General features: G+C 52.2%; 13 protein-coding genes. 6 read left to right on the top strand and 7 right to left on the bottom strand.

Annotated elements, in window-relative coordinates:
* Positions 1-204: 204 nt before the first annotated feature.
* From NST69_RS10420 to NST69_RS10405, 4 genes are all read left to right on the top strand, one after another.
* Positions 205-975: a helix-turn-helix domain-containing protein gene (locus tag NST69_RS10420; protein WP_342549187.1), complete on the top strand. Its 771-nt coding sequence runs from the start codon at positions 205-207 to the stop codon at positions 973-975.
* A 734-nt stretch (positions 976-1709) separates the two neighbouring features.
* Positions 1710-2624 carry an ABC transporter permease subunit gene (locus NST69_RS10415; RefSeq protein WP_036724924.1) on the top strand — a complete coding sequence of 305 codons (915 nt, stop codon included), beginning with the start codon at positions 1710-1712 and terminating at the stop codon, positions 2622-2624.
* On the top strand, positions 2621-3586 hold the full coding sequence (locus NST69_RS10410) for a carbohydrate ABC transporter permease (RefSeq protein ID WP_081751123.1): 966 nt from the start codon (positions 2621-2623) through the stop codon (positions 3584-3586). The genes NST69_RS10415 and NST69_RS10410 overlap by 4 nt, the downstream gene beginning before the upstream one ends.
* Before the next feature lie 45 nt (positions 3587-3631).
* Positions 3632-5428, top strand: a complete 1797-nt coding sequence (locus tag NST69_RS10405; protein WP_209875800.1) for a hypothetical protein — start codon at positions 3632-3634, stop codon at positions 5426-5428.
* A 549-nt stretch (positions 5429-5977) separates the two neighbouring features.
* Here NST69_RS10405 and NST69_RS10400 read toward each other — a convergent pair.
* Together NST69_RS10400 and NST69_RS10395 are read right to left on the bottom strand one after the other, a co-directional pair.
* The gene (locus NST69_RS10400) at positions 5978-6754 is read right to left on the bottom strand and encodes an alpha/beta hydrolase-fold protein (protein WP_339313682.1); all 777 of its coding nucleotides are present in this window, start codon (positions 6752-6754) and stop codon (positions 5978-5980) included.
* A gap of 164 nt (positions 6755-6918) precedes the next feature.
* Positions 6919-7818, bottom strand: a complete 900-nt coding sequence (locus NST69_RS10395; protein ID WP_339313680.1) for a GNAT family N-acetyltransferase — start codon at positions 7816-7818, stop codon at positions 6919-6921.
* Between the two features lie 527 nt (positions 7819-8345).
* Here NST69_RS10395 and NST69_RS10390 point away from each other — a divergent pair.
* Both NST69_RS10390 and NST69_RS10385 read left to right on the top strand, forming a co-directional pair.
* On the top strand, positions 8346-8660 hold the full coding sequence (locus tag NST69_RS10390) for a helix-turn-helix domain-containing protein (protein ID WP_339310606.1): 315 nt from the start codon (positions 8346-8348) through the stop codon (positions 8658-8660).
* 5 nt (positions 8661-8665) lie between these two features.
* Entirely contained in the window at positions 8666-9598 is a 933-nt protein-coding gene (locus tag NST69_RS10385) for an IS3 family transposase (protein WP_339310604.1), read from the top strand.
* Between the two features lie 375 nt (positions 9599-9973).
* On the opposite strand, the gene NST69_RS10380 is transcribed toward NST69_RS10385, so the two are convergent.
* The 5 genes from NST69_RS10380 to NST69_RS10360 all read right to left on the bottom strand — a co-directional run bounded on the left by NST69_RS10380 (position 9974) and on the right by NST69_RS10360 (position 17676).
* Positions 9974-11998, bottom strand: coding sequence for a right-handed parallel beta-helix repeat-containing protein (locus tag NST69_RS10380; RefSeq protein WP_342549186.1), 2025 nt, complete (start codon positions 11996-11998; stop codon positions 9974-9976).
* A gap of 89 nt (positions 11999-12087) precedes the next feature.
* Positions 12088-13029 (bottom strand): carbohydrate ABC transporter permease, encoded by a 942-nt coding sequence (locus NST69_RS10375; RefSeq protein WP_051477981.1) that lies wholly within the window; start codon positions 13027-13029, stop codon positions 12088-12090.
* A 16-nt stretch (positions 13030-13045) separates the two neighbouring features.
* Positions 13046-13960 carry an ABC transporter permease subunit gene (locus NST69_RS10370; RefSeq protein WP_235218379.1) on the bottom strand — a complete coding sequence of 305 codons (915 nt, stop codon included), beginning with the start codon at positions 13958-13960 and terminating at the stop codon, positions 13046-13048.
* A gap of 158 nt (positions 13961-14118) precedes the next feature.
* Positions 14119-15831 carry an ABC transporter substrate-binding protein gene (locus NST69_RS10365; protein ID WP_209875808.1) on the bottom strand — a complete coding sequence of 571 codons (1713 nt, stop codon included), beginning with the start codon at positions 15829-15831 and terminating at the stop codon, positions 14119-14121.
* 102 nt (positions 15832-15933) lie between these two features.
* Complete coding sequence (locus tag NST69_RS10360; RefSeq protein WP_342549185.1) at positions 15934-17676, bottom strand: histidine kinase; 1743 nt, start codon at positions 17674-17676, stop codon at positions 15934-15936.
* Between the last annotated feature and the right edge of the window lie 9 nt (positions 17677-17685).

The raw sequence follows: 17685 nt of genomic DNA, 5'->3' as shown, positions 1-17685 counted from the left end.
CATTTTCAGGCAGCAACCCGTCTAACTTCAGGTGTTCACCTGTCAAATTATAGGTCCGGCCCGCAAGTCCTTATCCACCGGGCAACCGGATTTCGATCAGGTAAACAAATGGAGCCTGGTGCAAGAATTGCACATTGTAGCGCCCGGCTCTGTTGCACATAATGAATGAAGGAAGCTTAACTTCTCTCTGAAAGCGGGGTCTTCATGTTGTACAGAATCTTATGTGTAGAGCGAAACGCCCAAGTGCGGGAGATCGCTTCTTATATGGCAGGGAGCAGACTTAAGAATTTCATCATTCATGCGCATGCTGATTATTCATCCGATATTCTGCGGCTGATCCGCAGCGAGGGGATATCACTGGTTCTTCTGAATATCAGGAATGCCCATACGCCGGGCATGAGAGTCTGTGAGCAGATCAGGCAGGGAAGCTCCGTTCCGATTATTCTGCTCGGGGGCAGCGGAGATTTCGGGCTGGCGCGCCAAGCCTTACTCTATAATGTAAGCGATTACTTAACAGACCCGGTGGACCCGGCTGAGCTGGGCGGAAGTCTGGAGGCGGTTAGTCGGGTGCTGGCTCAGGCTGGCAGACCCGCTACTGTAGAGCGGGATTATGCTCAGTTCACCATTCAAAAAGAGCCGTCCTCCCCGTGTCCGATCGTCAGTACGATCAAGCAATGCGTGGATGAGCAGCTCCATCATAATATTACACTCAAGCAGATCTCCGACACCCTGAACTTCAATTGCGCCTATCTCGGACAGAAATTCAAGCAGCAGGAGAAGATGTCCTTCAACGAATACCTTCTGCGCCAGCGGATGGAGAAGGCCAAGCTGCTGCTGGAAACGACCGACATGAAGATCTATGAGATTGCAGATGCTGTCGGATATTCGGAAATCGACTGGTTCTACAAGAAATTCAGAGAGTACACGGGAACCAGCGCCAATGAATACCGCAAACAATGCTTCGTCATTGCCTGAGGCAGAGGGGAGTGGAGGGAGCGGCCTGTACGAAATCTGGAGCAAGGCTCTGGATAAGTACGCCTGCTGCCTGCCAGACCATCGAAGCGCTGCTCCCCGTCCATTTAATGAAATCAGGGGCACTAATGCCCCTCATTCGGCTCATCCGCCCACTTTTGATGAAATCAGGTGCACTAATGCCCCTCATTTGGATCATCCGCCCAACTTTGATGAAATCAGGGGCACTAATGCCCCTCATTCGGCTCATCCGCCCACTTTTGATGAAATCAGGGGCACTAATGCCCCTCATTCGGCTCATCCGCCCACTTTTGATGAAATCAGGGGCACTAATGCCCCTCATTTGGATCATCCGCCCACTTTTGATGAAATCAAGTGCACTAATGCCCCTCATCACTCTCACGTTTTCCACTTAGCCTCCCGCATTCCTTTCTTCCCACTCCTATAAACTCCCGTTTCGGCTCCGACTCCTGCTTCTCTCACTTGCCCCTCCCATACAATTGCCCTTCTCATCCGCGTCTCTTTCACCTGACAATAGATCAATAATTGGTGAGGATCGGTCATTGTAGGAAGATAAACGATAACTTATTATAGTTTCATACATGAAAGCGTTATCAAAAACGGAAGTTGCTTACTGAAGAAGGGGGATGACAGACAGACAAGATGCCCGGGATTGCTTGCCCCGGCTTAGCTTCAGGAAGCAATCATACAAAGAGAATATGATGAGGAGTGAAACAATGCGCAGCCAGAGCATGAGAAGCAATTCGTTCCGGAAATTCCTTTACATCTCTCCCTTTATGCTTTTACTCGCTGTCTTTGCCTACTATCCGCTCTATGGTTGGGTATATGCATTTTTTGACTACACCCCGCCTATCCCGTTGTCCCAATCTGAGTTCGTCGGCTTCAAATGGTTCCATTCCCTGGTTGAAAATCAGGTCAAGATCGACCAGCTGATGCAGGTCATCTGGAATACCTTCGGCATCAGCGGACTGGGCATCCTCTTTTCCTGGCTCCCGATGATCTTCGCCATCTTCCTGACCGAGATCAAGGCGGTACGGTTCCGCAAATTCATCCAGACGGTCACCACGCTGCCGAACTTTATCAGTTGGGTGCTTGTGTACTCCCTCGCCTTCTCCATGTTCTCCAGTGAGGGGATGGTCAACGGCTTCCTGCATATGACCGGGCTGACCGATTCACCTACAATGTTCCTTCAGAGCTCGGAGCATGTCTGGTGGACGATGTGGGCCTGGGCTACCTGGAAGACACTCGGCTGGTCCGCCATTCTGTACATCGCAGCCATCATGGGCATCGACGAATCGCTGTATGAAGCGGCTTATGTGGACGGGGCTACCCGGATGCAGGTTATCCGCCATGTCGTATTGCCAAGCATGATGCCAACCTACTTCGTCCTGCTGATGCTCCAGATTGCCAGCTTCCTGAACAACGGATTGGAGCAGTATTTCGTGTTCCAGAATGCGTTTAACAAGGACACTATTCAGGTTCTTGATCTATATGTGTATAACCTCGCCATGGGCGGCGGCAGCTACTCCGTCTCCGTTGCGATCAGTATGCTGAAGAGTGTAATCAGCGTGGTGCTTCTCTTTTCGGTGAACGGGCTGTCCAAAATGCTGAGAGGAGAGGGCATTGTATGAGTGACAACCAGACCAGTCTTACGCCAAACACCCGGGAGATCGACATCACCAAAAAAACGGTAAAAATGCAGGTCAGCGCTACCGATAAAATCATCTCTACTATTATTTATATCCTGTTCTCACTGTTCGCCTTCATCTGCGTTTATCCGTTCTACTCGATCATTATCAACACGATCAGCGCGAACGACCTGAGCGCCAAGGGCGAAATTATTTTCTGGCCTAAGGGGATTCATTTCCAGAATTATATCGATGTGTTCAAAATCCCGGGTCTGGGCAATGCCTTTATGATCTCCCTCGGCAGAACTGTGATCGGTACACTGCTAACAGTCGGCGCTTCGGCCTTCCTCGGATTCATGTTTGCCCAGGAGGACATGTGGGGCAAGAAATTCTGGTACCGCTTCACAATCATCACGATGTTCTTCAATGCCGGGATTATCCCTTGGTATCTGACCATGAGATCGCTGCATTTGACGGACAACTTCCTGGCTTATATTCTTCCGTCCGTAGTAGCGCCCTTCTTCATTATCCTGGTCAAAACCTTCGTAGAGGCAACACCGAAGGAGCTTCAGCAGGCGGCCAGCATTGACGGTGCAGGAATCTTCACGATTTTCTACAAAGTCATTCTGCCGATCAGCAAGCCGATCCTTGCAACCGTTGCCATTTTCTCGGCAGTCAACCAGTGGAACTCCTTCCAGGATACGCTCCTGCTGGTGACGGACAGCAAGCTCTACAGCCTCCAATTCATTCTGTATAACTACATCAACCAGGCGAGCTCCTTGTCCACCATGGTCAACCTGCAGAATGCCGGCTCAACGGCTATGGCTACTCTGGCGACCAAGCAGACCTCTACCTCCATCCGCATGACTGTAACCATTATCGTAGTCGCACCAATCCTGCTGGTATATCCGATCTTCCAGAGATTTTTTGTCAAAGGAATTATAATTGGCGCTGTGAAAGGCTAACGGACCTGCGCCATTATGATACATTAATCATTCGGGGGGCTACACATGAAAACACACATTAAGCTGGGCAGAAAGTCCGCGCTGTTACTAGGGACGACCATCCTGCTGGTAACAACGGCGTTAAGTGGTTGCAGCGGTAATTCCAACAATGGAGGAACTGCTGCGGGGACGGCCGAACCCGGAACACCTACTGAGTCATCCGATCCGGGCACAAGCACAGGCATCGATCACAGCAAACCTCTAACCATTACGGTATTCGACAACGCAGCTAACTATCAAGGCGAGCAGACGGGATGGTACGGCAAGCTGCTGAAAGACAAATTCAATATCACGCTGAACATTCTGGCTCCGCAGGTAGCGGGCGACCAGCTGTACAAGACCCGCTCGGCATCCGGCGACCTCGGCGACCTCCTGATTATTGAGAACAGCCAGCTCGAGGAACTGATTCCGGCAGGCATGATTATGGATCTAACCGACATGATTAAGAACACGGAGCATCTGTCCCAATATGTAGACAATCACTTTAAGCCGTTCAATGTAGCCTTCGAGAAGCAGAACCCGGACGGTAAAATCTATGCTCTCCCGGCCTTCACCGCCGATACTTCGCCAACGACTTTCTCAGAAGAGCTGCCTTACTCCAGCCCGATTATGCCTTGGGATTATTACAAGGGCATCGGCGCGCCGAAGCTGAATAATCTGAACGACCTGATGACCGCCCTGAAGGACATGCAGGCTAAATATCCGAAGACTCCGGATGGCAAGCCGATTGTTCCGATCACCCTCTGGAAGGACTGGGATGGCGGCAGCATGGAGAATGTCCGCTGGCTCAGCAACTGGTATGGCTATGAGCAGCCGAACGGCACGACAACGATTCAATTGAATGCCAAAGGTGACATCGTGCCAATCGTGGACGACAACAGCATGTACAAGAAGATTCTGCAGTTCTATTATGACGCGAACAAAATGGGTCTCGTTGACCCCGACTCTCCTTCCCAGGACTGGAACAAGGTATCTGAGAAGCTGACCAACAAGCAGGTTCTGCTCCTGTGGTACTCCTGGCAGAGAGGGTTCTACAATACGATTGAACGCGGCAACCAGGGCGACGGCAACGTAGCCGTTCCGATCGGCGATACCCACCTGATCCAGAACAGTGATGCTTATTTCGGGAACGGTAGAGTGTTCGCTATCGGCTCCAAGGCGAAAGAGCCGGAAAGAATTATGGAACTGATGGACTGGATGTCTTCACCGGAAGGTCTGCGTTACTACACCAACGGCTTCGAAGGCTTCAACTATGAGAAGACACCGGACGGCAAATTCAAGCTGACCGAAGTCGGCCAGACGGCATTCCAGGAAAACACCCCGGTCCCTGCCGAATACGGCGGCGGCGGTTACCAGGACGGCCAGAGCAAGGTCAACTCGATGATTATGAGTGATTTCGTGACCGACCCGGAAACCAAAGAATTCTACAACAGCACGTACTGGGCTTCCACCATTGAAGCCAACAAGACTGCGCTGACTACAGACTGGCAGAAGACCTATGATGCTACTACTCCGACCGAGTACTATACGAAGAACAACATGATCGACATCGTGCCGAATATCAATACCAGTCTTGGCTCCGATTCTTCTGACGTCAAGAACAAACGCAGCCAGATCTCGGATTATGTCAAGAACACCTCCTGGAAAATGATCTTCGCCAAGGACCAGGCCGAATTCGACCAGCTCTGGACCAAGCTGAAGAGCGATGTCGAAGGGCTCGGCTGGAACGATGTGTTCGCCGTAGACAAGGAAAGAGCAGAGAAAATCGTTAAAATGCGCGCTGATGCGGTTGCCAATAAGTAAGCAAATGAGCGTTACTGCGTAAGCTGTAAAAGTAAAAGAAGAGGCAGCCCCGGAGCCATGGAAATGGCTTGGGGCTGCCTCTCTTGCGCTTAAGTATGTAGAGCAACTTCTCCGGCTAATGAAACCCCTCGTCGGCAATCTGCCTACTCACATCCAACCAATCAAGCCCACTCATTGGCAAGCAGATGGAAAAAGGTATCTTAATTTAGCTGATTCCGGCGTTTACAGATAAGCAAGTGGAAAAACAGCATCTAATATTGTTTTTTTACCCACTTTGGTTGAATTGTGATGGATTAAGTGTTGTTTGTCCAACTACTGTTCCCGGAAGGCAGATTTGTTCACCAGCAAGTGTAGAAAATCCAACTATTTCCTCATAACGTGCTCATGGTCGCGTGCAGTGCAGTCTTGTGCAATTGGCGGACGATAGGTGATTGATTAGTAAGTGATTAGTGAGTGATTAGTTGGCGATCGGCGGACGTTGGGTGGGTGACTAATAGGCGATTGACGGAGCGGCATACGAGACGCCCATTTCGAACGCCCCCTAACCATTTAGAAAATAAGCTGAGCGAACTGATACAGCCCGTTCTTCCAGACCGGCCAGTCATGGTCGCCCTGCTCTTCTACCCAGATATGCGGTACGTTATGCTCTGAGAAATAAGCATGGGTGCGGTCGCTGACATACTTGAGGCTGTCGAGGTCTCCGCAGGATAACCAGAGCAGGTTAAGCGCGTCCGCTACCTTCTGCGGGTCGGGTACCAGCAGCTCAGGCTCCTTCGTGTTAGGTGCCGCAGAGAAGGCTCCCACCCAGGCGAATCGGTCCAGGTTATTCAGACCCATGTTGAGCGATTGCCCTCCGCCCATGGACAACCCGGCCAGCGCACGGTGCTCCCGGTCCGTCAGCACAGAATAATTCGCTTCAATATAAGGGATCAGATCGTTCAGCAGATCAGACTCAAAGGTTGCAAAGGCTTCCAACTTGTCAGGAGCGAAGATGTCACCCTCCGCCCGGTCATTCAACATCGCCCGCCCGTTCGGCAATACAACAATCATGGGCTTCAGCTTGTGATCAGCATAAAGGTTGTCCAGAATAATCTGTGGCGTGCCGTGAGTGTACCATTCGTCTTCATCTCCGCCAATGCCGTGCAGCAGATACAAGACACTATATTTCTCTGTGCTAGAGTATCCAGGCGGCGTATAGACTCTGGCCTTCCGGGTGTTGCCTACTGTGGCAGAGTGGTATTCGATCATTGTGATCTTACCACGCTCGATCCATTCTCTCTCCTGATCATATCCCGCTGCTTGTGTTGTATACTTCTGATGGTTCATGTCCAATGCTGCTCATTCCTCTCTTGGATTATATGTACTCCTCTACACTTAGTTTATTCAATAAACTAAGTGTAGAATCCTGCTGAGGAACCTGTTGCAGAAAAAAATATATGTAGGATAGAAGGTCTTCTGCTTTTTCCTACATTGGACAGTCCCGATTGTATTTAATCTTCGTATACATACGAATGCATCGTAGTAATCTCCACCGGCTGCAGGGATTGATATAGAGCATTAGCCTCAGCAGAAAAACCCGTTATATAAGCAGTTGTCACACCTTGCTCCTTCAGCCGCAAGAAGCAGGCAGTAACAACCGCCTTGCCGAATCCGCGTTGCCGGTAATCGGGGTGGGTCCCAATGGTCTCTATGACCGCAATCCCGTTATCCTGATCCACGAACCCGAAACAGAAGGCAATATGCCGGCCCTTATCATCAACCACAGAGAAATCAAGCTCCGCAAGATAGGACGGCAGAGTTTTTCTCCAATACTCTACCTTGACTGGGCCGGAATCAGATGGAGAGAAGATCTGTTCAATCAACTCGCCCTTCGATTCTTCGTCTGCCCCTTCCGCCATGCACCGGATGTAGAAGCCTTCTTCCAGGTTCAAAGTGTACTCAGTATGCACAAGATCGTATCTTCTTGTATTCCCAATATGGGAATCCTGCACAAAACCATGGTCTAATAATGCCTGAACCTCCAGACCGTAGGGATAGCAATCGGTGTTGAGCTTCTTTTTCTCCTTGCCCCATACATTCCGGGTCCATGCGACCATCTCGTCCGCCAGATGCGGATAATCCGGATGAACGATTAAACTGAAGAAACCGCCTCCAGATTCGGAAATGAACAGGCCTGTGATCTCACCTGCTTCATTCTTCCATAGGTGTGCATTATACTCCATGAAATTAGGGTCTGCACTTTTGGGCGCTTCGTACCGGTTCCAGAACTCGAATCTGACAAATTCCCAGGTTTGAAGCTGCCCTGTCAAGGTAAGCGTTTTGCTAAGAAAGGCATGAACGTTGATGAAATTCTCCGGGGTGTCTATGTACTTTTCATTGAACGCCGTCATCTTCGCATCTCCATTCTTTCGACTCTAATCATTCACGCTTCTTCTATTATACGTAGGGCCACTTTTCCTTTATAGGCAGAGATCTGTTAGGATCATTTATTGCATTGCTCTGTATAGAACAAATTCACCCTGCGGGTGAAGGATGCTTTGTGCCTCATTGTATACTGTGACTTAGGCCGCATTGCTGCATTTCTTGCAGGATTTCTCTAAAAGGGTACGGGCTGCGGAGATGGGGCCCATCCCTCAGCGCAGCGGCACCGATTGTGTTCGGTTTTCCGCATACATTTGGCTTACGTGGCGCACCCTCACACCCTCGACGCACCGATTGTGGTCGGTTTTTCGACCATATTCCGCCCACGCACCCCCGCCGTGCCCAATGTGGTCGGTTTTTCGCCTACATTGGGCTCGCGCACCCTCGGCGTGCCCAATGTGGTCAGTTTTTCGACCATATTCTCCACAGCCCCCTAAAGAAGTTGGAGTCCTCCCCCACAAAAATGTAGACTAGATATAGGAGGAGGATGAACGGTATGGGACACTTAACAGGAACAAGAGAGAAGGCAGCGCAAGAGGTGTTGTCTGGCATTAAGGCAGCGGTGGTTGCCCGCAAGTATGGGGTGACCCCATCGACGGTGAATCAGTGGGTGAGGGACTACCGAGAGACCCATGGGGAACAAGATCATCCGTATCCCCAGGAGCAGGTGGAGGAACTGAAGCGCCTCCTGGACGTGGAGCAGAAATACGAGAAGGCCGTCAAGATCCTCGGCGAAAAGGAGTTAGAGATCGAGATTCTGCGTGAACTGCTAAAAAAGCCAACCCCTGCTTATCCGAAAAAATCGAGGTAGCCGACATGTTCATTAAGCAGGGGAATACCGCAGCGTTGGTACTACGTCTCGTGGGGCTAGCAGAGTCTACGTATTACGACCGTAAGAAACGCAAGAAGCAGGATGCACAGGCCGTACCCCAGGGGCGCGGAAGACCCGTACCCGGCTATTCCCTGACCGAGTCTGGAGAGAAGATTAGCGACGAGGAAATCCAGGAATGGCTGCTGGAATTAATTGCTGGAGAGGAGCACGTGTACGGGTACAAACTGCTGGCCAAGTGCTTGTGGAACCAGCACGGGCTGAGGCTCAATCACAAGAAAAGCTACCGGCTGTGTCAGGCGCTGGATATCCTGCAGCCGCAGCGTCACAAGCGTTTTAAGCACCCTCGGAAGCTGCCGGAGAACCGGGTCATTACAGGGGCGGGCCAGCTCTGGCAGATGGACATTAAGTACGGTTACGTGGCGGGCCGCGATAGGCATTTCTTTGTCCTTAGCATTATCGATGTGTTTACCCGTGTCATCGTCGGCTACCACCGCGGATCGTCGTGTGAGGCCAAGCACGCCTGCCAGACGCTGGGACGCGCCATGGAGCAACACTGCGCCCCTGACAGCGCACGCCCGGTGATCCGCACCGACAACGGCCCACAGTTCGTCAGCCATCTGTTTGGCGACATGTGTGAAAGCTGGGAAATGACCCATGAACGCATTCCGCCTCGAACGCCGGATTTAAATGCTTTTATTGAATCGTTCCACAGTAATATCGATCGGGATTTATTCCGCAAAGAAGCCTTCGACACGTTCGAAGAGGCCTATGAAGCCGTGGACCGGTACATGGACTTCTACAACAATCGCAGAATGCATACAAGCCTTCGGAACATGCCGCCAGCTACCTTTGCGGAATGGGTCTTGACCCTAGAAGACCGCTCCCGCTTCTTCTGGCCGAGAGAAAAAGCGAAATAAAGAGCATATCTACGACAAGTACCGATTTTATACGGAGGACTCCGGGATAAGGGGGTCGCACCGTATTCCGCCCACGCGCCCACGCCGTGCCCAATGTGTTCGGTTTTTCGACCATATTCCACGCACGCACCCACGCCGTGCCCAATGTGGTCGGTTTTTCGACCATATTCCGCCCACGCACCCACGCCGTGCCCAATGTGGTCGGTTTTTCGACCATATTCCGCCCACGCGCCCACGCCGTGCCCAATGTGGTCGGTTTTTCGACCATATTCCGCCCACGCATCCTCAACGCACCGATAGTGTTCGGTTTATCGCCTACCTTTCTAAAGGAACACAAAAGCCTGTCCTCACGGACAGGCTTTCAACTATTCTAACTTACAGCATAATCTTCACCGGACTATTATCGGATAATTCAAACGGTCCAGGTGTCACATTCGAGTCCGGGCGCTGCTTACCGAAGAAGTCGCGGTCGAACCGGTACGCCGAGCCGTCCGGCTCCTCGTAACACATCTCGGCGTGATAGCTTCGGCCCAGCAGATTCGTGGTGACCACGGTCGGCGCGGCAGCACGCAGCAGCTCAGGGTTCACAATATGCACCTGCACCTTGCCGGAAGCCGGATCAACCTCAATCTCAATGCCTTTATCAGCATAGACCTTCGCGTTCGGCTCATGCGCACCCGGCACCGCGTCTTTCAGATACAGGTTGCCCTGAATGGCAACAGGCAGGGCCATCTGTTCGGGATGGAACGGCTTGCCGGAATCGATCATCGCCTTGATCTCTTCCTTGGTCAATTCCCACCACTGCTTATGCAGCGCATTCGGGTGCTCGTCATAGCCGCCCAGTCCAACAGGATGCAGATAACAGCGGGAATTATCAGGGATACCGTCCATTACCCGTTCACCGTTATCATTAAGCTGCTCTCTCGGGGTAAGCGGCAGATGCTCGAAGAACGTCATCGGCACTACCTCATTGTCTGTGTCCTCATCACGCAGGAAGATATTGTTGTAATACCGGTCGTCCCCGCCCGCGATATTGCTGTAGCCCGCAACCGCTGTCTCATGCGGCATATGGTACGGTGTATATCGGGTAAGCTCGGGACGCACCACGAATCTTCCGGCGAACAGGTTATGGACGAACGCGCCGCCCTGGGCCATATTGCGGAAGTTCATCGGCGACAGGAACAGGTTGTGATCCACCATATAAGGACCGTGGCACACCTCCATGAAGAAATCCTCGGACAGGTTGTCGTAGAACACATTCCGGCTGATCCGGGTGCCCTGTGCCTGCCAGTCCAGCCATAACGCCCGGTAGGAGCTGTAGATGACATTTTCGCAAATCTGGGTATCCAGTGAAGCATGGAGCTTGATTCCGCCTACCTCTGCCCCGTGGAAAATCCGTTTATGATGGATATTATAAATCCGGTTCTGGAGAATCTGGCTGAAGGCCCCGCCCAAATGGCCGACGACCCCGGCCTGCTCACAATCATGAATTACATTATTGCGGACGATATGACTTCCAATGTTGTCCTTATGCCAATCCTGGCGGAGTGCGCGGAAAATAACCTCCTGCTCCCGCTGCGTCCCGCCCTTCATCCGGCCATTTGACCACTCGTTATGCCCGGTTGAGATTTCTTTGCCCAGGCTCACCCCTGTGCATTTGGACTCGCAGATGTGGTTGTCCTCAATGATCCAGCCCTTGCTCCAGTGAGGTCCGATCAGCCCTTCCTGCAACGCCGTTGGCGGAGCCCACTGCGGAGAGGCCTGCCGGAGCGTGAAGCCTCTGACCGTAATGTAGCCCCGTCCCGTTTGCTCCGGCCAGAAGCAATAAGGACGAACACTGATCTCTACATTCTCGCGGCGGGGGTCCTTGCCCCCAAAGGTCGCCCAGATCCTGGTGGAAGCCGAGCCTACTTCTGCATACCACTGGAGCAGAGAGTCCGCCGGGTACTTGGCCTGCGGCCATACCTGAGGATCGCGCAGCTTGGTAACGCTATCACACTCATACAGCGATTTTCCGTCCAGGTAGACCTCCCCCAGATGCGGCTCGAACGCCCCTTCGAACAGCCAGTCGCCATATAATTTTTCTTCAAAAGGATTGCGCACAGCAAACAGGCTGTTCGGCACCTCCGCGCTCCATACACCGTCCCCTTCATCTTGCCAGTCAGCTACCGGCTCAGCGCCTGTGATGACGACTTCCCCGTCCCCGGCAGCCTGATAGACAATCCTCTGATCCTCTGTTCCTCCGTTAGCCGGGTTCACCCATTCCCTGTATGTCCCCGCATGAACGGTGACCGTATCTCCAGGCTCCGCCAGCGCCGCAGCGCGGGAAATGGAACGGAAGGGCTTGTCCGCTGTACCGGAAGCCTGATCGCTCCCTTGCATTGCAACATGATATTCCATATGAGCATCCTCCTCTTTCTTGTATGTCATATGGACATTTTAAATGAAAATACTTTATTTTGCTATAACCATGTATACAATTAGACAACCTAACCTTTGACCCCGCCGACCATCATGCCTTTGACAAAATACTTCTGCAGGAACGGATACACCATAATAATCGGCACGGACGCTACTATCGTCATCGTTGCCCGCACGGACATCGGAGTGACCGCATTCTGCTGGCCTCCCGTTGCCCCCTGGATCATCCCGTCCAGCGACGAGGTGCCGGTGGTGGTGTTGGAGTTCTGCAGAATCTTCTGCAACTCATATTGCAGGGTACTGAGACTTGCATCAGACGAGTTATAGAGGAAGACATCGAACCACGAGTTCCACTGGAACACCCCCGAGAACAGCGCCACCGTAGCCAGCACGGGTACCGTAAGCGGCAGGATGATGCTGAAGAAGGTCCGGTAATCGCCCGCACCGTCAATCTTAGCCGATTCGATGATGCTCTCCGGCAGATTTTCAATGAAGGAACGGATAATAATCAGGTTGAACACCCCGATGATCCCCGGAAGAATGTAGACCCAGAAGCTGCCGACCAGTCCCATATCCCGTATCAGCAGGTAATTGGGAATCAGGCCGCCGTTGAAGTACATCGTCATGATAAAAGCTACGGTGATGAATTTGCGCAGCACATAATCCTGTCTGCTAAGCGTGTAGGCCAGCATGGCCGAGCAGAAGACAGTGACTACCGTTCCGATCACGGTGCGCAGCACCGAGATGAAGGTCGCATGAAAAATCGTGGCCTCTCTCAGAATATAATTGTAATTCGCCAGCGTCCATTCTCTGGGAAGAAGGTAGATTCCGCCTTTGATAGAGTCTTGCGCGTTATTAAGCGACACAGCAAGGACATTCACAAACGGATACAGGGTAACGATCATTAATGCGATCATGAAGCAGTAGTTGCAAATGACAAACAAGCGGTCGCCGGTGGAAGAGCTTATGGGGGGCTTGCGTTTTTTCTTATGGACAGCTGCGGTTTCCATGCCTGCGCCTCCTTTATTAATACAGCCTGGCTTCGCCCATGCGCTTCGCGGCATTATTCGCCATGAACAGCAGGATGAAGCTGACGACCGTCTTGAACATTCCCGCTGCGATGGACAGGGAGAAATTACTCTGGGCAATTCCGTATTTCAGTACGAATATATCAATGTTCTCGGAATAGTCCACATTCATGCCGTTGCCCAGCAGGTACTGCGGCTCGAATCCCGATTCCAGCAGATAGCCGATATTCATAATGAGCAGGACAATCACAACAGACTTGATGCCCGGAAGCGTGACATAGATCATTTTCTTGAACCGGTTCGCGCCGTCGATCTCCGCTGCTTCATACTGTGTGGGATCAATCGTCGTCATTGCGGCCAGGTAGACGATGGTGTTCCAGCCGATATCCTTCCAGACAGAGCTGGCTCCGAAGATGGTCCAGAAGTATTCCGGGATACCCAGGAACAGGATTTCATTGCCGCGGTCAAGGAAGCCCAGACCCACCAGCAGCTGGTTAATCGTACCATCCGGGGACAGCGTCGTCTGAATGATGCTCGCCGCCACGACCCAGGAGATAAAATGCGGCAAATAACTGACAGTCTGCACTACACGCTTGAAAGCAATATTGCGTATTTCATTAAGCAGCAACGCAAGGGTGATCGCGGTGACGAAGCCGAAGAACAGGTTAATCGAGCTCATCGCCAGCGTATTGCGGAGCACCCGGAGGAAGCGGTCATCCCCGAACAGAAATTTGAAATGCTCGAAGCCAATCCAGGTCTGCTCCATGAACTTCCTGGCCGGCTTATAATCCTGGAAGGCAATGCTCCAGCCCCACAGCGGCAAGTATTTGAATACAAACAGCCAGATTAGAAAAGGGACTGACATCACTGCCAAGGCCCGCTGCTGGCCCAGCTTTTTGAAGAACAGCCTCATCCGGCCCGGCTCCTTATCCGCCGCCGGCCGGGATAACGCGGGTACCGTATTTTTATCCATCCGTATCTCTCTCCTTCAGCGCACCGGGGTGTCTAAGCGGCAAGCAGGAAAGACCAGCATCTCGGTACAGCCCTGGTCTTTCCCGCCGATTCCGGCGGCTATTGGTTCGCCAGTTCGACCTTCGCTTTGACTTGCTCAGTGGTCCATTTCTCATAACCCGCAGTATCGAGCTTGCCGAATTCCTTCATGTATTCCTCCCAGACTGCTTCGAACTTATCGGGAGTCGTCAGCACCAGCTTTGGGAAATATTTCTTCGTCATTTCATCCTTGCTGGCTTCCCAGAGCTGTTCCGGGGAATTCTGCTCCTTCGCGAAGCCCCACGCCGGGAAGTATGGACGCGGAACCGGTTCAGCGAACAGCTGGCTGTAGGTCTGTACGCCGTATTTTTCTAAGATCGCCTTATCCTTGTCGGTCAGCGTCATCTGGAACACCTCCGGCTGGCTGGCAACATTCTTGGCATTTCCGTCAGCCAGGGTAGAAGTGGCATTATACATCGGCCAGTTCCAGCTGAAGTACTTGAAGCCGAAGCTCTCTCTGAACGGCTCGTCAATCTTGTCGATCTGCTCCTGCGTACGGTAGTAGCGGCCCTGTTCATTCACTTCATACGTCTCGCCTTTGATGCCCCAGGACATCAGGGTCTGGTTCTCTTCGGTCAGCATGTTGTCGAAGAACTGGATGATGCGGACCGGGTCTTTGGCACTGACGGTAATCCCGATTCCGCGGTTCGTTACCAGGCCCCCAGGCGGATCAAGATAAGCATCCGGCGTGCCTTCCTCGAAGGTTACCGGCAGCGGGAAATACTTGAAGCCGTCCAGGGAAGGATCTTTACGGGCGGCATCCTTCAGCACATTCAGCGCATTATCCACCTGCCAGCGGTAGTCGAAGAAGCCGAGCACCTTGTGGGAGGTTAATTTGGCGATATACTGGTCATAGTTATCGACGAAGGAGGCTTTATCGAACAGACCGGCAGCATTGAGGTCATTCAGCGCCTTCAGCCACTTTTTGGTGGACTCGGCACCGGCATAGGTCTTGGCTTCCCAGGTGTTCGTATCCACTGTAACGTTACCGTCATTCGGATAGCCCATCAGATGCATCGGCGGGTTGGAGGTGGCGAAGAATCTCCAGTCATGCGTAAGAGAGACCATGCCCGTCAGATTCTCATCCTTGTGCTTGTCGCGGTAATTCTTAATCAGCTCTATATATTGATCCAGCGTCTTGATCTTCGGATAACCCGCTTCCTCCAGCACACGGCGCTGAACCCAGAACCCCGCACCGGCTTCCGGCTCAGGAATGAAATCGTTCACCTGGGCGGCAATCGGCAGGAAATAGATTTTACCGTCCTTGGAGCGCATCTGATTCAGCGATTTGCCGTAGACACGCTGGATGTTCGGCCCGTACTTCTCAATCAGCTCGTCGAGCGGGATGAATGCACCGGCATTCAGCACTTCCTCTATAGCGGCATCGGGAATCAGCACATCCGGGTAATCGTTGGCGGCAATCATCGTTCCGATCTTAGTATTGAGGTCACCCACCACGAATTCCAGCTTGAAATTGACACCGGTCTGATCCTCCAGCAGCTTGCCGATGGTCGTCTCATTGGTATTTCCGTCCTTCGAGCCGGCCACCCCGTTGAAGATTTTGAACGTTACCTTATCCTGCTTGGGTTCGGTCTCTGTGGTAGCGGCAGCGCTTGTCGGCTCCGTCGTCCCCGTATTCTTCTTGGCATTATTAGGCCCCGAGCAAGCCGTCACCACGGATAATGAGACGACTGCCGTCAGAGCGAGAAGCCATATTCTCTTGCTTTTACCCATTGCCTGTACTCCCCCTTGTATATTCATGGTTTAGTGCTCCTTTAGTATAAAAGCGTTTTCATTCCTCCGTTACCCGTGAAATTATGGCTTCTCCTTTGAAAACTATGGATTAACTGGAATTCTCAGCTCAATCCGTGTACCTTCACCCGGTCTGCTGTCCACCTGGAAGTTTGCGCGCCTGCCATATAGCATGGTTACTCTATAGATAACATTCTGTATTCCGATACGCTCGCCGATAATCCCTTCCATGTCGAGGTATCCGTACAGAGTGTCAACCTGCTCACTGCTCATGCCAATCCCGTTGTCCGCCACTTGGAAGACCACCTCATCCCCCTCCACGCTGATGCGGATCTTAATGCTTCCGCCTTTTTTGAGCGGCTCGATGCCATGAATACTGGCGTTCTCCACGAAGGGCAGGAACACCATTTTGGGGACAACGCAGGCGTAGGCCTCAGGCTGCACATCGATATGATAGCTCAGCTTATCCTCGAACCGGTATTTCTGGATATCCAGAAAACAAAGAATGAAGCCCAGCTCCTCCTCCACGCTCACCCACTCCTTATTCCAGGTCAGCGAGCTGCGCAGGATCATCGCCATGCTCTGGATGATTTTGGCCGTCTCGTTCTCCTGCTTCAGCAGGCTCCGCATCCGAATCGTCTCCAGCGCATTGAACAGGAAGTGCGGGTTAATCTGGCTCTGCAGAGCATTCAGCTGCGCCTTCCGCCGCTCCAGCTCCAGCGACTTCTTCTGAATCTCTGTAAGATACACATCGTTAATCAGAGCCTTAATCTGCATAATCATACTGTTGAACTCCAGGGTCAGCTGGCCGATCTCATCGCGCGATTCCCCGTGCATGATCATCTGGAACTGCTGCGTCTTCACCTTTTTCATATGCTTCAGGATCTCAATAATCCGGAGGTTGATCGAACGGGTAATGATCAGAATAATAACGGTGGGGACAATCATCATCAGGCAGGCCGACCAGAGGATGAAATAACGGGATTTCAGCACCTCCTTGATGATCTCCTTCTCATTCACTGTGCCGACAATCCGCCAGCCGGACAGATAGCTGATACTGCCGTATTCCTTCTCGAAATCAATGAGTTGCTCCTGCTTCAGGGAGGCATACCGCTGCCGGTCCTTCCCCTGCCAGTCTATGGCCCGGTTCGTCGTATATTCAATCCGGCCCTCCGGCCCCAGCAGATACACATCCCCCTGCACGTTCAGATTGGCGAAGACCTCCATCAGATCAATCGTCTTAAAATCAATCTTCACCAGCTTCTCCTTGACCATGCGGTCCGCGAAATAATCCATCCGCCGCAGCAGCGAGAACGACTGGAACCGGCCGCCTGCATCCTGGGTGCGGACGAACATCGGCTGGGAAGAGGCCTCCTGCATCCACTCTTTATACCAGACACTCTCCCGGACCTCCGCAGACAGAATCCCGATATTCCCAGAATTCAGCAGCGTGGGGTTATCCACATAGATGGTCTTGTTTTGCAGCGAGGAAGAGAACGGGGAATAGTTGTTCAGGGTGGACCTGAGATAGAGGTCGTAAGCCTCGACATAGTCTTCGGTCTGTGTGAAGTTACGGTCCAGCACCTCATTGGTCTTGTAATCCGCATAGAAAAAAGAGGACAAGCCCACGGCCTGATCCACTATCAGCCGGAACTCATTCTTAATCTGTTCCACCGCCAGATCGATGTCCTTGATCCGCTGCGCCTTTACATTTCCGGTAATCGTGTTGTAGAAGATCACATTCGTGAGAATAATCGGAGCGATGACCCCGAGGAAATAGACGAGGAACATTTTATTCCTGAGCCGGATATTATTCAGCAGCTTCATGCAGCGCCC

This window comes from Paenibacillus sp. FSL P2-0089 (assembly GCF_038595095.1).
Taxonomy (GTDB): domain Bacteria; phylum Bacillota; class Bacilli; order Paenibacillales; family Paenibacillaceae; genus Paenibacillus_AQ; species Paenibacillus_AQ silagei.
This window is presented reverse-complemented; position numbering and strand designations above follow the sequence as displayed.

Excerpts from the sequence above, each read along its gene's own strand:
- NST69_RS10395 (WP_339313680.1), bottom strand. The coding sequence starts at position 7,818 with ATGACGGCGTTCAATGAAAAGTACATAGACACCCCGGAGAATTTCATC.
- NST69_RS10410 (WP_081751123.1), top strand. The coding sequence starts at position 2,621 with ATGAGTGACAACCAGACCAGTCTTACGCCAAACACCCGGGAGATCGAC.
- NST69_RS10365 (WP_209875808.1), bottom strand. The coding sequence starts at position 15,831 with ATGGGTAAAAGCAAGAGAATATGGCTTCTCGCTCTGACGGCAGTCGTC.
- NST69_RS10390 (WP_339310606.1), top strand. The coding sequence starts at position 8,346 with ATGGGACACTTAACAGGAACAAGAGAGAAGGCAGCGCAAGAGGTGTTG.
- NST69_RS10400 (WP_339313682.1), bottom strand. The coding sequence starts at position 6,754 with ATGAACCATCAGAAGTATACAACACAAGCAGCGGGATATGATCAGGAG.
- NST69_RS10415 (WP_036724924.1), top strand. The coding sequence starts at position 1,710 with ATGCGCAGCCAGAGCATGAGAAGCAATTCGTTCCGGAAATTCCTTTAC.
- NST69_RS10405 (WP_209875800.1), top strand. The coding sequence starts at position 3,632 with ATGAAAACACACATTAAGCTGGGCAGAAAGTCCGCGCTGTTACTAGGG.
- NST69_RS10380 (WP_342549186.1), bottom strand. The coding sequence starts at position 11,998 with ATGGAATATCATGTTGCAATGCAAGGGAGCGATCAGGCTTCCGGTACA.
- NST69_RS10385 (WP_339310604.1), top strand. The coding sequence starts at position 8,666 with ATGTTCATTAAGCAGGGGAATACCGCAGCGTTGGTACTACGTCTCGTG.
- NST69_RS10360 (WP_342549185.1), bottom strand. The coding sequence starts at position 17,676 with ATGAAGCTGCTGAATAATATCCGGCTCAGGAATAAAATGTTCCTCGTC.
- NST69_RS10370 (WP_235218379.1), bottom strand. The coding sequence starts at position 13,960 with ATGAGGCTGTTCTTCAAAAAGCTGGGCCAGCAGCGGGCCTTGGCAGTG.
- NST69_RS10375 (WP_051477981.1), bottom strand. The coding sequence starts at position 13,029 with ATGGAAACCGCAGCTGTCCATAAGAAAAAACGCAAGCCCCCCATAAGC.
- NST69_RS10420 (WP_342549187.1), top strand. The coding sequence starts at position 205 with ATGTTGTACAGAATCTTATGTGTAGAGCGAAACGCCCAAGTGCGGGAG.